Source organism: Marivirga salinae, assembly GCF_030503855.1.
Lineage (GTDB): Bacteria > Bacteroidota > Bacteroidia > Cytophagales > Cyclobacteriaceae > Marivirga > Marivirga salinarum.
The window spans coordinates 240,294-259,356 of record NZ_CP129971.1 but is presented as its reverse complement, the minus strand read 5'-3'; the positions used below and the strand labels follow the sequence as shown (position 1 = coordinate 259,356).

Here is a 19,063-nt window from a genome sequence, read left to right as displayed (position 1 = left end):
AATTCAAAACTTAGTAAGCTAATTTTACCTTACCCATATCAGCCATGCGCTTATCAGCAATTTCAATGGCTGCTTGGTGAGAAGATATCCCCTCTGCTTCTGCTTTATTCAAAATCTCTAAACATTTGTCATAGATTTTTTCAGTTTGCTCTAAAGCCAAAGGTTTATTATAATTTTTCATCAATTCTGGGAAGATATTAATGATTCCACCAGCGTTTACTAAGAAATCGGGTGCATAATAAATGCCTTTATCCATTAGCATTTTACCATGTCTTTTCTCATCAGCTAATTGATTATTGGCAGCACCAACAATTACATTCGCCTTCAATCTTTGAATAGTGTCATCATTGATTGTAGCACCCATTGCACATGGAGCATAGATATCAGCATCCACATCATATATCATTTCAGGCTGCACTACTGTTACATCGTGCTTATCAGTTACCCTTTTGATATTGCTTTCATTGATATCTGTTATTGTAACTTCAGCTCCTTCTTCCATAAGGTGATTTACCAAATAATGGCCTACCTGACCAACTCCTTGAACTGAAATTTTCTTTCCTTGTAGACTGTCAATTCCATAAGCTTTATTTACAGTAGCTTTTAAGCCCATATAAACGCCATATGCAGTAACAGGGGATGGATCTCCACTACCTTTCATAGATTCTGGCAATCCCATTACGTGTTTTGTTTCGTATGAGATGTTTACCATGTCAGAAGTATTCATGTTCATATCTTCAGCTGTGATGTACCTACCACTTAAGCTGTCAACAAATCTTCCGAATCTTCTAAGAAATGCTTCATTCTTTAATTTTTTAGGGTCTCCAATGATAACTGCTTTTCCGCCACCTAAATTCAAACCTGAAATAGCAGCTTTATAAGTCATCCCTCTTGATAAACGGAGTACATCAATCAATGCTTCTTGATCATTTTGATAAGTCCACATTCTTGTTCCACCAAGTGCAGGCCCTAAAATGGTATTGTGAATTGCAATAATGGCTTTTAAGCCTGTAGGTTTATCATAACAATAAACTACTTGTTCATGCCCCATTTCAGCGATTGTATTGAATGCTGAAAATGTTTTTTGAGCTTCTTGTTCATTTAATTCTACCATCTTGGAATTAATTTAATGTCTTTAAGTCGTTTCCTGTTTTTCCCATCTTTTCGGGAAATTCAAGCGCAAAAATAACGGAATTATTCCTGCAAATCAATTTTCTTGAAAATTGTATAAATCTAATATAACGGCCACAAATTTAAATTTTAGCAAAATGATGATTCTACTTTAAGCTCCTATGTAAAATTTAATATTGGAAATAGCGAAATGACAGTATTTTGTAAATCGTATTGTTTTGATAAATATTTTAAATCTATTCGATAAATAGGTTTAAAAATCAAATCAATCCGTAAGTGGAATTGTATATTTGCATATAATATTTTCAAATTTGTGGGAAAGCATTTGCTTTAAACCATCTACTTTATCAAACGTTGTTATTCCGTGCAAGAATTAAAACATCTTAATAAATATCTTTTAAAGTATAAATATCTGTTGCTATTGGGTATCATTTTTATGATTGTGTCCAATTTTTTTGCAGTGTTTCCCGCTCAAGTAGTGCGATATGCTTTCAATTTAGTGAAAGAGAATATTGAAATGTATCGCATGTTCGAGGGCTTTGATTTGCAATCCAATTATTATGAGATATTTGCATCGGCTATATTAATATATGGGGGGATTATCATCCTTTTAGCATTGGGAAGGGGATTGTTTCTCTTTTTAGTGAGACAAACCATTATTGTAATGTCACGCCATATAGAGTATGATTTGAAAAATGAAATTTATAATCATTATCAAAAATTACCCTTAAGCTTTTATAGAAGAAATAATACTGGTGATATCATGAATAGGATATCAGAAGATGTAAGCAAGGTTCGTATGTATTTAGGACCTGCTATCATGTATACTGTAAACTTGATAACACTTTTCTGCATCGTTATTCCTATCATGTTTTCAGTAAATGCCACACTTACCTGGTATTCATTAATTCCCTTACCGTTTCTTTCCATTAGCATCTATTTTGTAAATAATTTGATCAACAAACGCTCCGAGGAAATCCAGCAAAGCCAGTCTCAATTATCAACATTAGTGCAAGAAGCTTTTTCAGGAATTAGGGTACTGAAATCATTTGTAAGAGAAGATGATTCATTGCAGAACTTCACGAAAGAAACTAATAACTATAAATTCAGAGCCCTTAAGTTGACTTTTATACAAGCACTATTTTTTCCGCTTATAATGGGTATGGTTGGTTTAAGCGTAATTTTGGTGGTTTACATTGGAGGTGTTGAAGTAATGAACGGTGCAATCAGTGCTGGAAATATTGCTGAGTTCATAATTTACGTCAATTTATTAACCTGGCCAGTAACTTCCGTAGGATGGGTAACTAGTATAATTCAAAGAGCAGCGGCTTCTCAAAAGCGTATAAATGAATTTTTGGATACAAAAACCGAAATTGTTTCTCATAAAAACTTAGAGAAAGATATAGTTGGGGAGATCCTTTTTGACAAAGTGAGTTTCACCTATCCTGATAGCGGAATCAAGGCCTTGAAGGAAGTGAGTTTCTCAGTTAAGCAAGGGGAAACATTAGCTATTATTGGAACTACAGGATCGGGTAAAAGTACAATTGCAAATCTTATCACTCGAATGTATGATCCTTCTGCAGGCAAAATTATGATAGATGATACTCCGATTGCTGATTTCAAAGTTGAAAATCTAAGAAGCCAAATTGGCTATGTTCCTCAAGATGTATTCTTGTTTTCGGATTCCATTCGCAATAATATCAGTTTTGGAAGTTCAGGCTTAAGTGAAGAGCAAATTTTAAAGGCCTCAAAAGATGCTGATTTGCACAATAATATTTTAGATTTCCCTAAAGGTTATGATACTGAATTAGGAGAAAGGGGAATTACTTTATCGGGAGGTCAGAAACAGAGAGTTTCCATAGCAAGAGCAATAGCTCGCGATCCTAAGATTATGATTTTGGATGATGCGCTTTCTGCTGTTGATACTAAAACGGAAAACGCTATTCTTAATGCATTGAAGAAAATAATGGCAGATCGTACTAGCGTTATCATCTCACATCGGGTGAGTTCTGCAAAATTGGCTAACCATATTATTGTTTTGGATGATGGAAGGATAGTGGATCAAGGCACTGAAGAAGAACTTTTAGGCAAAGAAGGCCCTTATAAGGAATTATATAACAAACAATTGCAAGGAGAAGCTGTTGAAAAGGATTAAAGCAAATGCATTGCGTTAATTTGAATTCTCTTTTAATTTTCCGATATTTGAGGTAGATAAAAAAGCAATGGAAACCACAGTTAAAGCAGAAAGTATTTTGAAATCCAATGGGTTGCGTAAAACGCAGATTCGATTGGAGATGCTTCAAATTTTCATGGATTCGAAGCATGCTTTATCTGTAAATGATATTGAGAAAGACTTAAAATCGAGCCATGATAGAGTAACCATTTACAGGGCATTAAATTCTTTTGAGGAGAATGGTATTTTGCACCAAACCCCAGACCCCAATGGAAATATGCGTTATGCCATTTGTTCTGATAGTTGCCCTGAGCACGTTCATCAAGATAAACATGCACATTTTATTTGTCAAGAGTGCAATCAAACTTACTGCTTGGAGGATGTGAAAATTCCGGATGTTCAATTAGAAAATGGATATCAATTGAATAGCATAAGTTATACAATGAATGGTGTTTGTAAGGAATGTCAAACAGCTTAATTCTGTTCTAACAGCCAAGTTTCAGCTTCTTCTGCATCCTGAAAAATTTTAAAATCAAATCCTCTTTTTTGACAGATAGAAGCCCAAAAGCTTCCTATTTCTTCAGTTCTAGGATTAATGATAATAGCCATTTTAACCTTTCTGAAATCGGTTAATTTCAACTCAAAAACTTTCAGCAAATTGAAAGCTTCATTATGTGGCATTTTGAAAATGGTCTTGGTATAATCTAATAGAATCAATTCTTTTTTCGAGGATTGAATTGCATTATGAATTTTTTCAGCATTGCTTAGAACAACCCCAAAATCAGAGCGGTCTCCCTGACTCGCAACTTTCAGATAGTGTTTTTCTTCACTTATTTTAATAGTCTTGTTAAAAAAATTCCCCACAGTTGAGTTGATAGTAATTTTATTGAAGTGCCAAAATTAATTATATTTTTTGGATTTTTTTGAGATCGGCTGTCAATTAAATGACAGGTGTAACATTTTTATAAAAAAAATCAATCTGTCTTGATTCTGTGAACTTACTTACCTTATACTCCGGTTAAAAGTCCCGAAAATCGAAACGATGATTAAGGTTGTTTAAACGAATTGAGCGCATTTATTTTGTGAGAATTTAAATGGGAGATTACAAAATATCCTTAGTGTTCAATTTTCAGTTTCTGTAAATAAGGAAATGCTCTTTCAATTTCTTTTTTTGTAGTTAATTCTTGAGGTGTTCCGTTGATTATGTTTTCTCCACAATTGGCTAGCCAGAGCTCATCTGACATTTTCAAAGCCATCTCCACCTGATGAGTGCTCATTAAAACTGATTTTTGTGTTTCATTCACTAATTTTCGCAATAATTCCATAACAGCAAAACGATTATTAGCATCCAAATGGACAGTCGGTTCATCTAATAACATTAATTCTCCATCTTGAGCCAAAGCTCTGGCTATCATAGCTTTTTGTAATTGGCCATCACTTATTTCAAATATATTGGCATCTTTCAAATAACCAATTGCACATAAATGAATAGCGTCTTCTACTTTTTCATGATCATGACTTCGCAATTTACCTGTCCAATTTGTGTGAGGATACCGACCCATTTCTACCAATTCTCTTACATTAAGATTTCCTCCTTGAATTCTGTCAGTCAACACTAAGCTTATTTGTCTGGCAAATTCCTTTCTGTCATATTCTGTGATATTTTTTCCTTTGAGCAGGATATTTCCAGATAAAGGTTTTTGGAGATTTGCAATGGTTCGAATTAAAGTACTTTTCCCTACTCCATTTGCTCCCAATAATGCAATGAATTTCCCTTTTGGAATATCTAGATTAAGATTTTCCATCAAAATATTATTCTCTTGACCATTTTTGTAGCCAACAGAAAGTTGAGAAAGGGTCAGTATTGAATTGAGATTATCCAAAATGCTTGCTTATATTTTTTCTTCTTAAAATTAACCAAATCACTACTGGTGCACCAAAAAGTGAAGTTACTGCATTAATAGGCAAAATTAAATCTATGCCTGGCAGTTGAGCAATTAAATCACAAATCAACAAGAGGCAAGCTCCTAAAAGTAAAGTAGCCGGTACTAGAATAAAATGATTGGAGGTTTTAAAAAGAATTCGACTAATATGCGGAACGGCTAAACCCAAAAATGCGATAGGACCACAAAAGGCGGTGACAACTCCTGCCAAAATACTAGTCGAAATGACTAGGAATAATCGCACATATTGAATTCTTAAGCCCATACTTTGAGCGTAATTTTCTCCCATCAGCAGCGCATTTAAAGGTTTAGCTTGCCAATAGCCTAATAAAATCCCGATGAGGATTACAGGAATGAAAATCTGAAGTTCTTCCCAACTCAAATTACCAGTAGCCCCGAAAGTCCAAAAAAGGAAGTTTTGAATGTCTTCTGCAGTACTGAAATATTGCATAATGCTAACAATAGCTGAGGTAAAAGCGCCAAACATTAAGCCTACTAAAAGGAGGGACATGCTGTCTTTCAATCGAACGGATGTCAAAACTACCAAAAGTAATACAGCTGAAGAACCCATTATGGAAGCTATTGCCATTCCCCAATAGGCTAGTGCACCGTTTACTCCAACACCTAATAAAACTAAAAGTGCCACACCCAAACTTGCCCCTGAACTGATTCCCAATACAAAAGGTCCCGCCAAAGGATTTCTGAAAAGTGTTTGCATTTGTAAGCCTGCAAAACCAAGGGCAGCACCAGCAAACATGGAAGTCAATGCTTTGGGCAATCGATAAGAATTAATGATATGATAATTCGCACTATCCTTCAATCCATTTCCTATCAGAATATCAATAATTTCCCCAAAAGGAATTACTACTGAACCTAAACTTACAGACAGCACAAAAAGCACTGCTAAAAGAGGCAATAACAATAAAATCAGTTGATATTTAGTCAGTTTTTTCAAGGTTTCAATGGCTGGAAATAAGTGCTTTCTTCTTCAGGTATTAATGAAGGATGCAATATTTTAATGTAGTCTTTCAGGATTAAATCAGGTCGCAAATAACCTGATTCCAAAAAATCATTCGCTCCGTTTTTATTAACTCTTTTAGTGTAGGAATAAACTTTATCATTTTCAAAGGCATCAAATAAAGCATATTTAGTATTGCTGTTTTTCAATTCTTCCAGACGAGTAAAGGATGCTGCCCCAATCCAATAATCAGCTTTTTTTGCCTTATCCAAAACGGATTCAAAACTTAATTCTAGGCTTCCAGTTTTTTGAGAATCTGACCATAAATAATTTCCACCTGCATCTTCTATAAATTTAGCAGCATAACTTTCTCCACCAGGAACATACCAAACATCACCGTACATCACTCCCGTCATAACAGAAGGGTTTTCATCTGTTTTTTCTGCCAATTTTTTTATAGCTAAATAATTTTCTTCAATACTTTTAAAAATACTATCGCCTTCTTGGTATTTATTTAACAAAACGGCTGTTAGTTTTAACCATTCAGCTCTTCCTAAAGGACTATTTTCCAAATAATCAGCATTTAAAATCACAGGGATTCCTGATTTTTGAATTGGTTTTAATTGCTCAAAGCTAGTACCCATAGTGTACCCCATCACCAAATCTGGTTGTAAACTCATTAGGATTTCAATATTTACTCCGCTTTTTTGTCCAACATCTCTTAAACTTCCTTTTTCAACTAATTTTAGCAATGCTTCTTCATATATATAGTGTGTGCCTGGAAAACCCACAATCGCTTCGGTTTTGCCTAGCGCTGTGAAAGCTGGTAAATGATTGGTAGATAGGCAAACCACTCTTTCAACAGGAATTGAGATGTGCGCATCTGCTTCTACTTCTGGCTTATTATTTTTGTAGAAAATGTAAGTGAACTGAATGCTGTCCGAGCTGGCAGCTTGCATGACATTTACTTTATAGTAATCAGTAAACTCTTCAATGCTTAAGTTTTGACTATATTGAATCAGCTCTTTCCCATTTTGAACTTCTGATTGTTTCTTTGGGGAATCACAAGCGATTATAAATAGAATTGCAATTAAAAGGTAGGGTTTAATATTTATCTGTTTAATTTTTTGCACGAATTTTTCTGTTTGGTAGAATATTTAGTCAATTCAGTGAGCGTTCTCAACCAATAAGTCGATTATTGATCGCAAAATTAATGAAAATGACGGGTTTACCTATTCGGATATATTTAGAAGTTGCTTAACTACTACTATAAAATAAAACATGTCCACTGGCATCTTTGACGCAAAAATATATCGCGAGCTGCAAAGTTTTCGCAAAGAGCACTTTTTTGTAATGTCTTTTGAAGTTCAGTTTTTAGCCAAAGTCTTACCAGAATCTGTCTGGAAAGACTGTGATGGTTTAAGATTACAAACAACTCAGGTTTGAATGAAACCTTTATAAAGGAGATAAATTCAAATATATTTGCAATTTTTGCATTTCAACTCAGTTAAATCCTAATAATGAAGAATATAGATGTTTGCTTAACGCCAGATCTTTTGCACCAATATGAATTGGAAAATAAGATAGTAGTGGTGGTGGATATATTGCGTGCTACCTCTTGCATGGTGAGCGGATTGGCAAATGGAGTGAAAGAAATTGTGCCGGTAGCAACTTTAGAAGAATGTAAAGCATTACAAAATGATGGATATTTGGCTGCAGCCGAAAGAAATGGAAGTAAAGCAGAAGGTTTCGATATGGGAAACTCTCCTTTTGAATATATGGATGAAAAAGTGAAAGGAGAAAAGGTAGCAGTGACAACTACAAATGGAACTCTTGCCATCCACAAAAGTTTGGCAGCAAAAGAAATTTTGATTGGTGCATTTTTGAATTTAGATGCAATAGCCAATTATCTTAAAAACAAAGAGGAAGACATTATAGTATTATGTGCGGGCTGGAAAGGAAAATTTAATTTGGAAGACACTCTTTTTGCAGGGGCACTTTGTCATCAGCTGAAAAGTGATTTTGAATTTGCATGTGATGCCCCATTAGCCGCAGAAGCGATGTATCTCACAGCCCGAAAAGATATGATGAAGTATATGGAAGATTCTTCTCATGCAAAAAGATTGGCAAAATTAAATGTTAAAAAAGACATTGCGTATTGTATTCAGGAAAGCATTTATGATGTAATCCCATATTTATCAGGAAAAGCTTTGGTGCCTTTAGCAGTCTAAATAAGTCTAAAAATAAAAGCTTAGTAAAAATTCTTTTTAATAATGATGATAAATTATAAAATTAGCCAATTGATATGTTAAAAACTGCTTACTCACCTTATTGGCTTATTTTATGTTTGGTTTTAGGCCTTGTTTATGCCTACATGCTTTACAGCCGTAAAAAGGAACCTTGGACTCCTGTTTGGAATAAGGTGCTTTTTGTATTACGGTTTTTAGTAGTGAGTATTATAGGTTATCTTTTTTTAGAGCCCTTTTTAAATATTCAAAAAACAACATCCGAGCCATCCAAAATTATTTTTCTTTGGGATGATTCTGAATCCCTCAGTAAAAGTGAAAATGATTTGCAAATTTATTGGCAGGAGTTACAACAATTAAGATCCGATCTGGAAGATAAAAAAGGAGTTGATATTCCAATTTTAGGGCTCAACGGTAACGTTCTATCGGAAGAAGACAGCATTAAAAATGATCGAAAAGAGAGTCCCCTTAATGCAGCAATTAAAAATACAGGGGAGAGTTTTGATAATAAGTTGATTTCTGAAGTCATTCTTTTTTCTGACGGGATCTATAATCAAGGTATTTCTCCCGACTATTATGCATTTCCATTTCAATTATCCACTGTTGGATTGGGAGATTCTACCCAAAAGAAAGATGTGGTCTTACAGCAAATTAGATACAATAAAGTAGCTTATCAAGGTAATCAATTTCCTGTAGAGGCAGATATTTTACATACTGGGTTTGAAGGAGAAAATTCACGAGTGAGTTTGCGAAATAATGGGGAAATTATAGCGCAAAAGTTAGTGGGATTTAAAAATGAAAGAGAAGTATCTACTGTTCAATTTTTAGTGGATGCTGAAAAAACAGGCTTTCAGGATTACACAGTGGAGGTAGAAATTTTGGAAGATGAATTCAATACTCAAAACAATTCTAAAAATGCCTACATCAATATAGTAGAGGGAAAAAAGAATATTCTTCTTTTGGCACCTTATCCACACCCCGATATTAAAGCACTTTCTGCAGCAATCGATGGAAATGATAATTATGATTTCACCTTAGCGATTGATGGGATTAGTGAAGAAAATGTAAAAAAATTAGACGAATATGATCTGGCTATTTTATTTCATCTTCCCAACATAAAAAATTCTTTTGATAGCGAGATCAGAAAATTGAAAAATGCTGAAACCCCACTATGGTTTGTTACAGGCTCCCAATTGAATTTCAGAAGGCACAATGAATTGAATGAATCGGTTGATTTAGTGCCATCCTCAGAATCTGATGAAGCCTTTGCTTATGTCAATACAAATTTTGAACTGTTTGAATTGAGCAATGAGCAAGAAGAAATATTAGATGAGTTACCTCCTGCCTCAATGCCTTTTGCAAAACATAATTTTCATCCATTGTCAAAGGGATTGTTCATGAAAAAAGTAGGAAATGTTAAGACGGAAGAAGCTGTTTTTGTTTTTTATAATAATGATGAAATCAGGCAAGCTACACTATTGGTTCAAAATTTCAGGATTTGGCGTATGGTAGAATATCTAAACACGCAAAGCCATGATTTTTTCGATGATTGGGTGATGAAAAGCATTCGATATTTGACCGCAAAAAATCAAAAAGACAGATTCAAGGTATTCCCTAAAAAGGAAGCTTTTTCAGACAATGAGGAAGTTGATTTTCAGGTGGAGATTTACAATGAAGTATATGATCGTATTTATGGAATTCCTGTCAAATTAGAACTGAAATCTTCAAATGATAGTATTTACAATTTTGAGTTCACTCCTGATAGGTTAAAGCCTGATTTTGTGGTGGGAAATTTACCTGGGGGAATTTATGAGTATAGCGCTACTACCACTATTCAAGATAGAGCTTTTGAAAGTGTTGGACAATTTGTGGTTGAAGAGTTTGATATCGAAAGCCAGAATCTTCAAGCTGACTTTGACCTCTTAGCAAGAACAGCACAAAAAAATCAAGGTAAGTTTTTTTATTCAAACCAAACCGATGATTTGAGAGATTACTTAAATGCTAAAGAGTATCCAAGGATTTTAAGTGGAGAAAGTGAAACTGTTCCATTAACTCAAAACATTATTCCTTATTTACTGATTTTTCTTTTAGTGATCGGGGAATGGTTTATTAGAAGATATTTTGGATCATATTAAAGCTGTTGCTTTGTTGATTCAATTAAAACTGATAAAAATCATAGTTCTAAAAATATTTTCAAAAATGATCTAAAATGATCAGAAATTTAAGTGATATACGCATAGCTAAACCGTAATTTGTTTTTACATTTAGAAAAATATCAATAAAATGGTTTAAATTTTAAATAATCACTTTAAAATATAATAGCTAATCCATTGGTTTTTAATAAAATATAATAATATTGCAATCAGTATAAAGAGGTAAGAATAAAATGATGAGAAAAATATTGAGTGCAGTCGTTGTTTTGGCTGTCATGTCGCTAGCTTATTTTTACACATTTGAGTACAATTCAATAGGCGAAATTCATAAAAAAATTGAGGTAAAATCAGATTCTGTATCTACAGAACCTTTACAACTTGCACCTACTATTTTATATGGTATGGTAATAGACTCTTTTCAAGTAGAGGAGCATGCCGTAAAGCGTAATCAAAGTATTTCTGATATTTTATTAGCCTATAATGTATCTCATCAAACTATTTTTCAATTAGCTAATCTATCAAAAAATGTATTTGATGTTAGGAAAATAGCTCCTAACAAAAAATATACAGTCATCTATCAAGAGGAAGATTCTTTTCCTTCAGCTAGGGCATTGGTTTACGAGCCCAATCCTGAAGAATATGTGGTTTTCAATTTGAAAGACTCCATGAAAGTATATGTGGAGAAAAAGCCTGTTACTATTCAAGAAAAATCAATTAGTGGAACTATTCAATCTTCATTATATGAAGAAATCCTGAAAAATGGAGGTACTCCAGAGTTAGTCGATTTAGTGGCCGATATGTATGGATGGCAAATTGATTTCACCAAAATATATCCTGGTGATCAATTTAAAGTGCTTTATAGAGAAAGAGTAATTGAAGGAAAGGCTGTTGGAATAGAAGAAATAATAGGAGCTGAATTAGTGCATTATAATAATCCATTTTTATCAATTGCATTTGATCAAGGAGATGGAGTCGATTATTTTGATGAGGAAGGAAAAAGTTTAAGAAAAGCTTTTTTACGTTATCCTGTAAAGTTTACGAGAATTAGCTCCAGATATACTGCAAAACGATTTCACCCTGTACAAAAAAGATATAAAGCTCATTTAGGTACTGATTATGCTGCACCAACTGGCACTCCAATTTATGCAGCAGGTGATGGAGTAATTACTAAGGCACGCTATGAAAAATACAACGGTCGTAATGTGAAAATTCGTCACAATGGCACTTATTCTACTCAATATTTGCATATGTCACGCATTGCAAGTGGAATTAACCCAGGCGGAAAAGTAAAGCAAGGACAATTAATTGGCTATGTAGGGGCAACTGGTTTAGCTTCCGGTCCTCACTTATGTTATAGATTTTGGAAGAATGGCCGACAAGTGGATGCAATGAAAGTTGATCTACCACCATCAGAACCAATAGTAGAAGATTACCTTACTAACTTTAACCGATATAAAGGATTTGTAAAGGCAAAACTGGATAAAATCCCTTATCCTGATAGTGATGATGAAGTTTTAATGGCAGGAATGCAATGAAATTGAATTCAGTTATTTATCTTTTGGCTTCAAGTAAAAAAGATAAAAACTGAACCTAATGAATTGCGTAAGAAAGCTTCTGCTTTTCATACTTTTAATAACTATTAATCAATCACTTCTTTCTCAAAAAGTGGGCTTGGTACTTAGCGGTGGCGGTGCCAAGGGCTTGGCGCATATTGGCGTACTCAAAGCTTTAGAAGAAAATGAAATTCCAGTAGATTATATAATAGGAACCTCTATGGGAGGAGTGGTAGGTGGCTTTTATGCTGCAGGTTATTCTCCTTTCGAAATAGACTCAATGGCAAGGTCTTCAGAATTCCAAAGTTGGATTAATGGAACATTTCCTGATGATTTTAATACTTATTATTTTGAAAACTCTCTTAATCCAAGTTGGCTAGAGATCAATTTAGGAGTTGATTCTACTTTCGAAGCCAACTTCCGACCACAAGTAGCAAATGATTTAATTTTGAATTTCACTTTAGCCGAGTATATGGCAAAAGCCAATCAAGTTGCTGGAGAGGATTTTGATAATCTTTTTGTCCCATTTAAAGCTGTTGGAGCTGAAATCTTTACTCAAAAGTCCGTTTATATGGATTCCGGTAAATTGGGAGAGGTTCTTAGGGCAACTATGTCCGTTCCTTATGTTTATAAACCTGTGAAAATTAATGGAGAATTTATATTTGATGGAGGGATATATGATAATTTTCCTGCTACTCATATGCGAGAATCCTATAACCCTGATTTTTTAATTGGTGTAAATGTTTCAACTAAGATTTTTGAAGAATATCCTGAAAATGATAAGAAGCTAATTTCAACATCATTGCTGTATATGATTATGGATAAAGTAGACCCAAAGGATTTAGGTAACCAATATGTTTTTATTGAACCTGATTTGGAGGCTTTTACGGGATTTGATTTTTCCAAAGCTGCTCAGATTATCGATAGTGGATATGTTGCCGCAAATAAGATGATCCCAGATTTGTTAAAGAGAATACAAATGCGAAAATCTCAAGAAGAACTTAAAAGAGAACGTGCATTATTTAAAAATAAAATGGAACCCTTAAAATTTTCTGAATTCGGGTTCACCGATTTTCGCGATGATGAAAAAAGGTATATTGAGAGAATTATCAATCCGATAGGCAAACAGGAGCTGGATATATCTGAATTAAAAACGAATTATTTTAAATTGATAGCGGATCCGTATTTTGGGAGTGTATTTCCTACTATTGGTTATATTCAAGATAAAGAGCATTACAAATTCAATTTATCATCAGAAGGAGAAGAGAATATCCGACTAAATTTTGGTGGTAATGTAGGTAGTTCAGGCCTAAGCAATTTTTATTTGGGGGCAGGTTTTGATCACCTAAATTATTTATTATTCAACCACGACACTTCTGTTGGGATAGGGCAGTTTTATAAGAGCTTTCAATATAAATTAAAAATCCAATTCCCTTTTGGTTATCAATTTTATGCAGAGCCGTTTTTTAAATATAACGGATGGGATTTTTTGAATACTGGCAATTTTCTTGACAGTAGAAGGGTGATTCCTATTAATCAGTTTGATAGGAATTACGGAGTCAATATTGGTTTGCCAATTTTTGACAAAATGAAGCTAGAATTTAAAAGCAGTTTGTTAAGAAAAGTTAATGAGTATACCAATATTGATGATTATATTACAACGGATACCTTAGATTATAATCGCTTCTATGGATTGCAACATGCTTTATCAGTTAGCTACTCTAATCTTAATGAAAGAGTTTTTCCAACTGAAGGGTCTAAAGTAGAATTTAGTTTAACACATAATTATGGAACGGAAACCTACCTTCCTGGTTCAACTTCTGACCTTAATCAAAATGTAAAACGACATAATTGGTTTCAACTAAATGCTGAAATAGAAAAATATTACCCTGTGAACTTTGGTGACTTTGGATTTTCAATAACTGCAAAGGCTTCTAACCTTAATTCCTTTACGAATTATAGAGGCACTTTATTAAATACACCAGCTTACAGCCCAACATTTGAAAGTTTGGGTCAGTACTTGGAAAATTTTCGTGCTCCCTTATTTATGGCGGGTGGCCTCAAATATCAAATTCAATTACATAAAGATTTTCATTTTCGTTTAGAAGGACATGCCTTTAAACCGTTGATTAAATGGGAAGAAAATCTGGATGTTATAAGTAAGACCGAGTTGAGTCCTGATTACTATTTATCTGGGATGTCTGCGATATTTTATAAATCTCCTATAGGTCCAATAAGTATATCGGGACATTATTATCAAGACCAAACTCCCTTTCTATTACTGTTCAATATTGGATACTTGATGTTTAATAAGAAGCCGCTCGAATAGAATTCCAATATTTTCATCGAATAATCTCATATTTTCCAATATTAAAAGTTAGTTTTACACAATTATTTTAATAAAAAATTAACAGATATTACCATATGAAAGGTTTGTTCTTTAAATTAAGTTTTATTTTAATGTTTTTAGCTCAAATGACCCATGGGCAGCTAAGTAGCAAATGGATTTCATTAGATGGAAAAGTAATCAATGAAGCACTTGAAAACCCAATTGAAGCAAAAATAACTTTGGAGAGTTTACCTTATGGTGGTGATATTAGAGTTTTTCACTCAGAGGAAGAGACAGGTGACTTTTCATTTAAAGTTAAGGAGAATAACAAATATAAAGTGACAGTAGAGTCAGAAGGTTACATAGCAATTGAAGAAGAGATCGCAATCAAAGATGGTATGGATGAATTACTATTTTCCTTAATGCCATCAGGTTCTGGTGCTACTTTAAGACTCGATATAAACTTTAAACAAAGCAAGGCAGAAATTCTAAAAGATTCATATGGTGAATTGGATAAATTACTCAATATGATGAATGAATATCCAAATATGGAAATTCAATTAGAAGGACATACTGATTTCAGAGGTAGTGCGTCTGCAAATATGCGATTAAGTGAAAAAAGAGTAAAAGCTGTTAAAACTTATTTGACCTCCAAGTCCGTAAGTTCTGATAGAATAAAAACAAAAGCATTCGGAGGTACACAACCCTTAAGCAAAGAAAGTACTGAAGAAGCAAAGTTAAATAATAGGAGAGTAGAAGCTCGAATATTGAAGGCTGAATAGAAAGAAAATGAAAAGACAATTACCACTACTGTTATCATTAATTTTTGTAACATTTTTTCAATCTTATGCTCAAGATGCTAATTGGGCTGATAAGGTTATAGGATATTCCTCTGAGTTAGAAGAAACACAATATTCTGTAAAACAGCTACTAGGAAAGCCAAATGTTTATCCATGGGGTGAAGGTAGTCCAAGCGCATGGACTCCCAGAAGACCTGGAAGAGAAGAATTTGTAAAGGTTGGATTTGATAACCCAAAGCCTATAAGGCAAATTGCAATAGCCGAGTCTTATAACCCTAGTGCACTTACCAAAATCTATTTTTATGATGAAGCTGGCAATGAATACCTTATGATCGAAAGGGAACCAGTAATTGTAAATCAACCAGGTAGATTTTTACGATTATTTACTGAATTAACAGAATATAATGTTGCGGCTGTAAAACTTGAGTTTGACGGCAGTGCTGTTCCTGGTTATTACAGTATTGATGCAATTGGTATTACAGATTCTGAAACCCCAATAGATTTACAATTGGAATTGGTTCCCAATGTTAAGGAAGAGTTAGTTTCTGAGAAGTTAGATGAAAGAGTGAATAGCCCTTATGAAGAGTTAAAGCCTATCTTAAGTCCGGATGGAAAGCAATTATTTTTTGGCAGGAAATTTCATCCTGATAATGTAGGCGGGATAGAGGATTATGAAGATATCTGGGTAAGTGATTTAGATACAGTAACCAATGAATGGCAAGAAGCTCAAAATTTAGGAGAGCCACTTAATAGTGATGGGCCTAATTGGGTTAGTTCTATCACACCTGATGGAAATACCATGGTTTTACTGATCGGGAATAAATATGATGAAAAAAGAGATAAGTTGTTTTCAGGTGTGTCTGTAAGTTCTAAAGCTGGAGACTCATGGTCGAAGCCAGAAAGCTTAGACATCGATGATTTTTATAATATGGCAGAGAAAGCTAACTTCTATTTAGCAAATAGTAGAAAAACCTTAATCATGTCTATCAAAAGAGATAATTCTTATGGAGATAGAGACTTATATGTCAGTTTTGAAAAAAGGGACGGAACATGGACAGCTCCAATGAATTTGGGAGAGAATGTAAATACTGCTACAGATGAAACCTCTCCATTTTTAGCTTCAGATGATAAAACCCTTTTCTTTTCTTCATCCGGATATATTGGGTTTGGTAAAAATGATATCTATATGACCCGAAGATTGGATGATACTTGGCAAAATTGGAGTGAACCCTACAACATGGGGCCACAAGTAAATTCCAGTGGAGACGATTTATTTTTCAGTATGCCTGCTGAGGGTAATTTTGCTTACTACACTAAGGAAGATTCTGTAGGTGATATGAATATTTATCGATTACCTATGCCTTTATTTAATGAGCTAGATCCTGTTATTACTATTTCCGGAAGAGTTGTGGATATGGAAACTCAAGAACCATTAGATGCTGTAGTTTCCTATGAAACACAAGATGGAGTGGAAGTTGGTAAAGTGGAAACCGATCCTACGACCGGTGAATATGAAATTACACTTCCGGCAGGTAAGGAATACCAATACATTGCAAAAGTGAAAGGTTATTTACCAATAAGTGAGAATATAGATTTAACCAATCAGAAAGAATCCAAAAGCTTTACGAACGATATGATTTTGGCACCAGTGAAGGACAAAGCTGAGATTGTGTTGAATAATGTATTCTTTGCCTTTGATAGCTATGAATTACTAGCCAGCAGCAAGTTTGAGTTAAATAGAATGGTGGAAGTAATGAAAGATAATAGTCAGATTGAAGTGGTTATTATTGGACATACCGACAGCACTGGTCCTGAAGAATATAACCAAATGCTTTCAGAGAAAAGAGCTCAATCTGTGGTTAATTATTTAACAGGTAATGGAATTGATAAAGCAAGATTGGAATATCTTGGAAAAGGAGAAAGCGAACCGGCCTATCCTAATGATACCAAAGAAAACAGAGCTAAAAATAGAAGGGTAAACTTCAAGGTGGAACGATAAAGTCAGGAGTGGGAAGATGGAAGCTTGAAGTATGTTGCACTTAGATTAGACCGGAACTATATTGTAGCTGACTTCTGATATTAGTTTTTATCTGTTTCTATGTGATTATTTATCTTTCCTTTTAAAACGACTAAATGTCTTTTTCACAAAGCCAATAAAGAATGTACTTTGTCCAAATATAAATCCATAGAAGAGGAGGATTATGAAATAAACAGGAAGGATAAGGATATAATATATGGTAGTGAATACCCAGTTTCGTTCTTCTTTAGCAGCTATTAAAGATAAGATAGGTTCTTTTAAAAACATGACGGTAAACCCAGTACATGCAAATACTAATAATACTATAAATACTTGCCAACCAGATTTTAAATCCCATCTGTCTTTAAGTTTTTCGAACATAATTGTTTGCTTTATTTAGCGCAAAAATAAGAGAAATTAAGATTTCAATCTTCATGCAAAAATATTAGTTGACAGTTTTCTGAGTCAATAAATTTCCGCTAATAGCCAATAAACTGATCTCAGCTTGCTTGGCTAAATAAATGGCATTTAACAACCTGCTTTCCGCTTCAATGGAGTTTAGTTGAAATTCTCTGAGCTCTATTGAGTTAGAACGACCTACTTTATATCTCTCAATGGCTATTTCAGCATTTTCTTTTGCTACATCCAAATTTTCATTTTCTAATTTGATCAAATCAAGTTTATTTTTATAGCGAACATAAGCGGAGGATAAATCTCCTTTTAATTGATTTTCCAATTCCTCCATGGCAATTACATTGTTTTCAATTGCAATTTGGGTGGTTTGATTTCTCCTTCTTCTGTCTAATTGATCAAAAATTCTCCAAGATAAGCTTAAACCATAACTTAGTCCTACTGCTTGATTTTGTAATAAGAAACCAGCTTGAGAGTTAAAGTTAGTGTAGCCATAGCCCATATTGAAATCTATCTGGGGTAACAATTCTGTATTTACACTTTTATGTTGAATTTTTAGAATGTCTTCTTGTTGCATTAAAGCTAAAAGCTCTTTGTTTCTTTCAGCTAAATCGTCCAGTAATGTATTTAGCTGTAATTCATTATTTACAGACATGCTGTCAGTAGCATGGAATTCCTGATTAGGATCTTGACCTAAGAGCAAGTTAAGCGATACACGTGCTTGTTGCATGATCTCTTCCTGATTTAATAAATTACTTTTATCAGTATTTAAATCTACTTGGGCAGCCAATAATTCTGTTTTTGAGAATTTCCCTACTTCATAATTGGCTTGAGCTATTTCTAACCTTTCCTCTGATAATTTCACAGCTGATTGCAATACCTTATATTGATATTGCTCAAAGACTAACTGAAAGTAAGATTGAATTATACTCCCAAGTGTATTTTCCAATACTGCTTGAGTTTCAAATCTTGTTCTGTTTTGTTCAATTTGTAATGTTTTGTAATCTAAGAACATTTTAGTACCATCAAAAAGAGTCCAGGTTAGGTCTCCTCTGAAATTCATGCTATTTGATCTGGCACCATCTAATTGATTGGTATCACCAGTTCTAAATTCCTGATTTACATTCTCCACATCAAAGTTTCGAGCACCGGTCAAATCAATCACAGGAAGAAATCCTGAAAAAGCATAATCAGAATTGATTACTGCTTCCTTTTCTATGTTTTTAGCAGTTCTAATTGAAAAATTATTTTCCATTCCAATACCAATAGCCTTATTTAAGCTAACTTCCTGGGCCAAAGTATTGAAACTAATAAAGCCGATAAAAATTATACTAATATACTTTATCATA

15 protein-coding genes are annotated in these 19,063 nt (G+C 33.8%); 8 read left to right on the top strand and 7 right to left on the bottom strand.

Annotated elements, in window-relative coordinates:
• Window positions 1-10: 10 nt before the first annotated feature.
• On the bottom strand, window positions 11-1,114 hold the full coding sequence (locus QYS49_RS01035) for a Glu/Leu/Phe/Val family dehydrogenase (protein WP_308349769.1): 1,104 nt from the start codon (window positions 1,112-1,114) through the stop codon (window positions 11-13).
• A gap of 381 nt (window positions 1,115-1,495) precedes the next feature.
• Here QYS49_RS01035 and QYS49_RS01030 point away from each other — a divergent pair, with 381 nt between their 5' ends.
• Window positions 1,496-3,286 carry an ABC transporter ATP-binding protein gene (locus QYS49_RS01030; protein WP_308349768.1) on the top strand — a complete coding sequence of 597 codons (1,791 nt, stop codon included), beginning with the start codon at window positions 1,496-1,498 and terminating at the stop codon, window positions 3,284-3,286.
• Window positions 3,287-3,353: 67 nt separating this feature from the next.
• Window positions 3,354-3,782 carry a Fur family transcriptional regulator gene (locus QYS49_RS01025; RefSeq protein ID WP_308349767.1) on the top strand — a complete coding sequence of 143 codons (429 nt, stop codon included), beginning with the start codon at window positions 3,354-3,356 and terminating at the stop codon, window positions 3,780-3,782.
• Here the strand turns inward: QYS49_RS01025 and QYS49_RS01020 are convergent.
• The 4 genes from QYS49_RS01020 to QYS49_RS01005 all read right to left on the bottom strand — a co-directional run bounded on the left by QYS49_RS01020 (window position 3,779) and on the right by QYS49_RS01005 (window position 7,338).
• Window positions 3,779-4,168, bottom strand: coding sequence for a hypothetical protein (locus tag QYS49_RS01020; protein WP_308349766.1), 390 nt, complete (start codon window positions 4,166-4,168; stop codon window positions 3,779-3,781). The genes QYS49_RS01025 and QYS49_RS01020 overlap by 4 nt on opposite strands.
• A gap of 251 nt (window positions 4,169-4,419) precedes the next feature.
• Complete coding sequence (locus tag QYS49_RS01015) at window positions 4,420-5,187, bottom strand: ABC transporter ATP-binding protein (RefSeq protein WP_308349765.1); 768 nt, start codon at window positions 5,185-5,187, stop codon at window positions 4,420-4,422.
• On the bottom strand, window positions 5,180-6,202 hold the full coding sequence (locus QYS49_RS01010) for an iron chelate uptake ABC transporter family permease subunit (protein ID WP_308349764.1): 1,023 nt from the start codon (window positions 6,200-6,202) through the stop codon (window positions 5,180-5,182). Before QYS49_RS01010 ends, QYS49_RS01015 begins: the two co-directional genes overlap by 8 nt.
• A complete protein-coding gene (locus tag QYS49_RS01005) occupies window positions 6,199-7,338 on the bottom strand; it encodes an ABC transporter substrate-binding protein (RefSeq protein ID WP_308349763.1) in 1,140 nt (379 codons plus the stop codon). Before QYS49_RS01005 ends, QYS49_RS01010 begins: the two co-directional genes overlap by 4 nt.
• A 387-nt stretch (window positions 7,339-7,725) precedes the next feature.
• Between QYS49_RS01005 and QYS49_RS01000 the strand changes: the two genes are divergently transcribed.
• The 6 genes from QYS49_RS01000 (at window position 7,726) to QYS49_RS00975 (ending at window position 17,285) form a co-directional block, all read left to right on the top strand.
• Window positions 7,726-8,436 carry a 2-phosphosulfolactate phosphatase gene (locus QYS49_RS01000; protein ID WP_308349762.1) on the top strand — a complete coding sequence of 237 codons (711 nt, stop codon included), beginning with the start codon at window positions 7,726-7,728 and terminating at the stop codon, window positions 8,434-8,436.
• A 74-nt stretch (window positions 8,437-8,510) separates the two neighbouring features.
• Window positions 8,511-10,586, top strand: coding sequence for a hypothetical protein (locus tag QYS49_RS00995; protein ID WP_308349761.1), 2,076 nt, complete (start codon window positions 8,511-8,513; stop codon window positions 10,584-10,586).
• Window positions 10,587-10,837: 251 nt separating this feature from the next.
• Complete coding sequence (locus QYS49_RS00990) at window positions 10,838-12,139, top strand: M23 family metallopeptidase (protein ID WP_308349760.1); 1,302 nt, start codon at window positions 10,838-10,840, stop codon at window positions 12,137-12,139.
• Window positions 12,140-12,197: 58 nt separating this feature from the next.
• Complete coding sequence (locus tag QYS49_RS00985; protein ID WP_308349759.1) at window positions 12,198-14,486, top strand: patatin-like phospholipase family protein; 2,289 nt, start codon at window positions 12,198-12,200, stop codon at window positions 14,484-14,486.
• A gap of 131 nt (window positions 14,487-14,617) precedes the next feature.
• Window positions 14,618-15,268 (top strand): OmpA family protein, encoded by a 651-nt coding sequence (locus tag QYS49_RS00980; protein ID WP_308349758.1) that lies wholly within the window; start codon window positions 14,618-14,620, stop codon window positions 15,266-15,268.
• Window positions 15,269-15,275: 7 nt separating this feature from the next.
• Window positions 15,276-17,285: an OmpA family protein gene (locus QYS49_RS00975; protein ID WP_308349757.1), complete on the top strand. Its 2,010-nt coding sequence runs from the start codon at window positions 15,276-15,278 to the stop codon at window positions 17,283-17,285.
• Between the two features lie 105 nt (window positions 17,286-17,390).
• On the opposite strand, the gene QYS49_RS00970 is transcribed toward QYS49_RS00975, so the two are convergent.
• On the bottom strand, window positions 17,391-17,684 hold the full coding sequence (locus QYS49_RS00970; protein WP_308349756.1) for a DUF6787 family protein: 294 nt from the start codon (window positions 17,682-17,684) through the stop codon (window positions 17,391-17,393).
• A gap of 64 nt (window positions 17,685-17,748) precedes the next feature.
• On the bottom strand, window positions 17,749-19,062 hold the full coding sequence (locus tag QYS49_RS00965; protein ID WP_308349755.1) for a TolC family protein: 1,314 nt from the start codon (window positions 19,060-19,062) through the stop codon (window positions 17,749-17,751).
• Between the last annotated feature and the right edge of the window lies 1 nt (window position 19,063).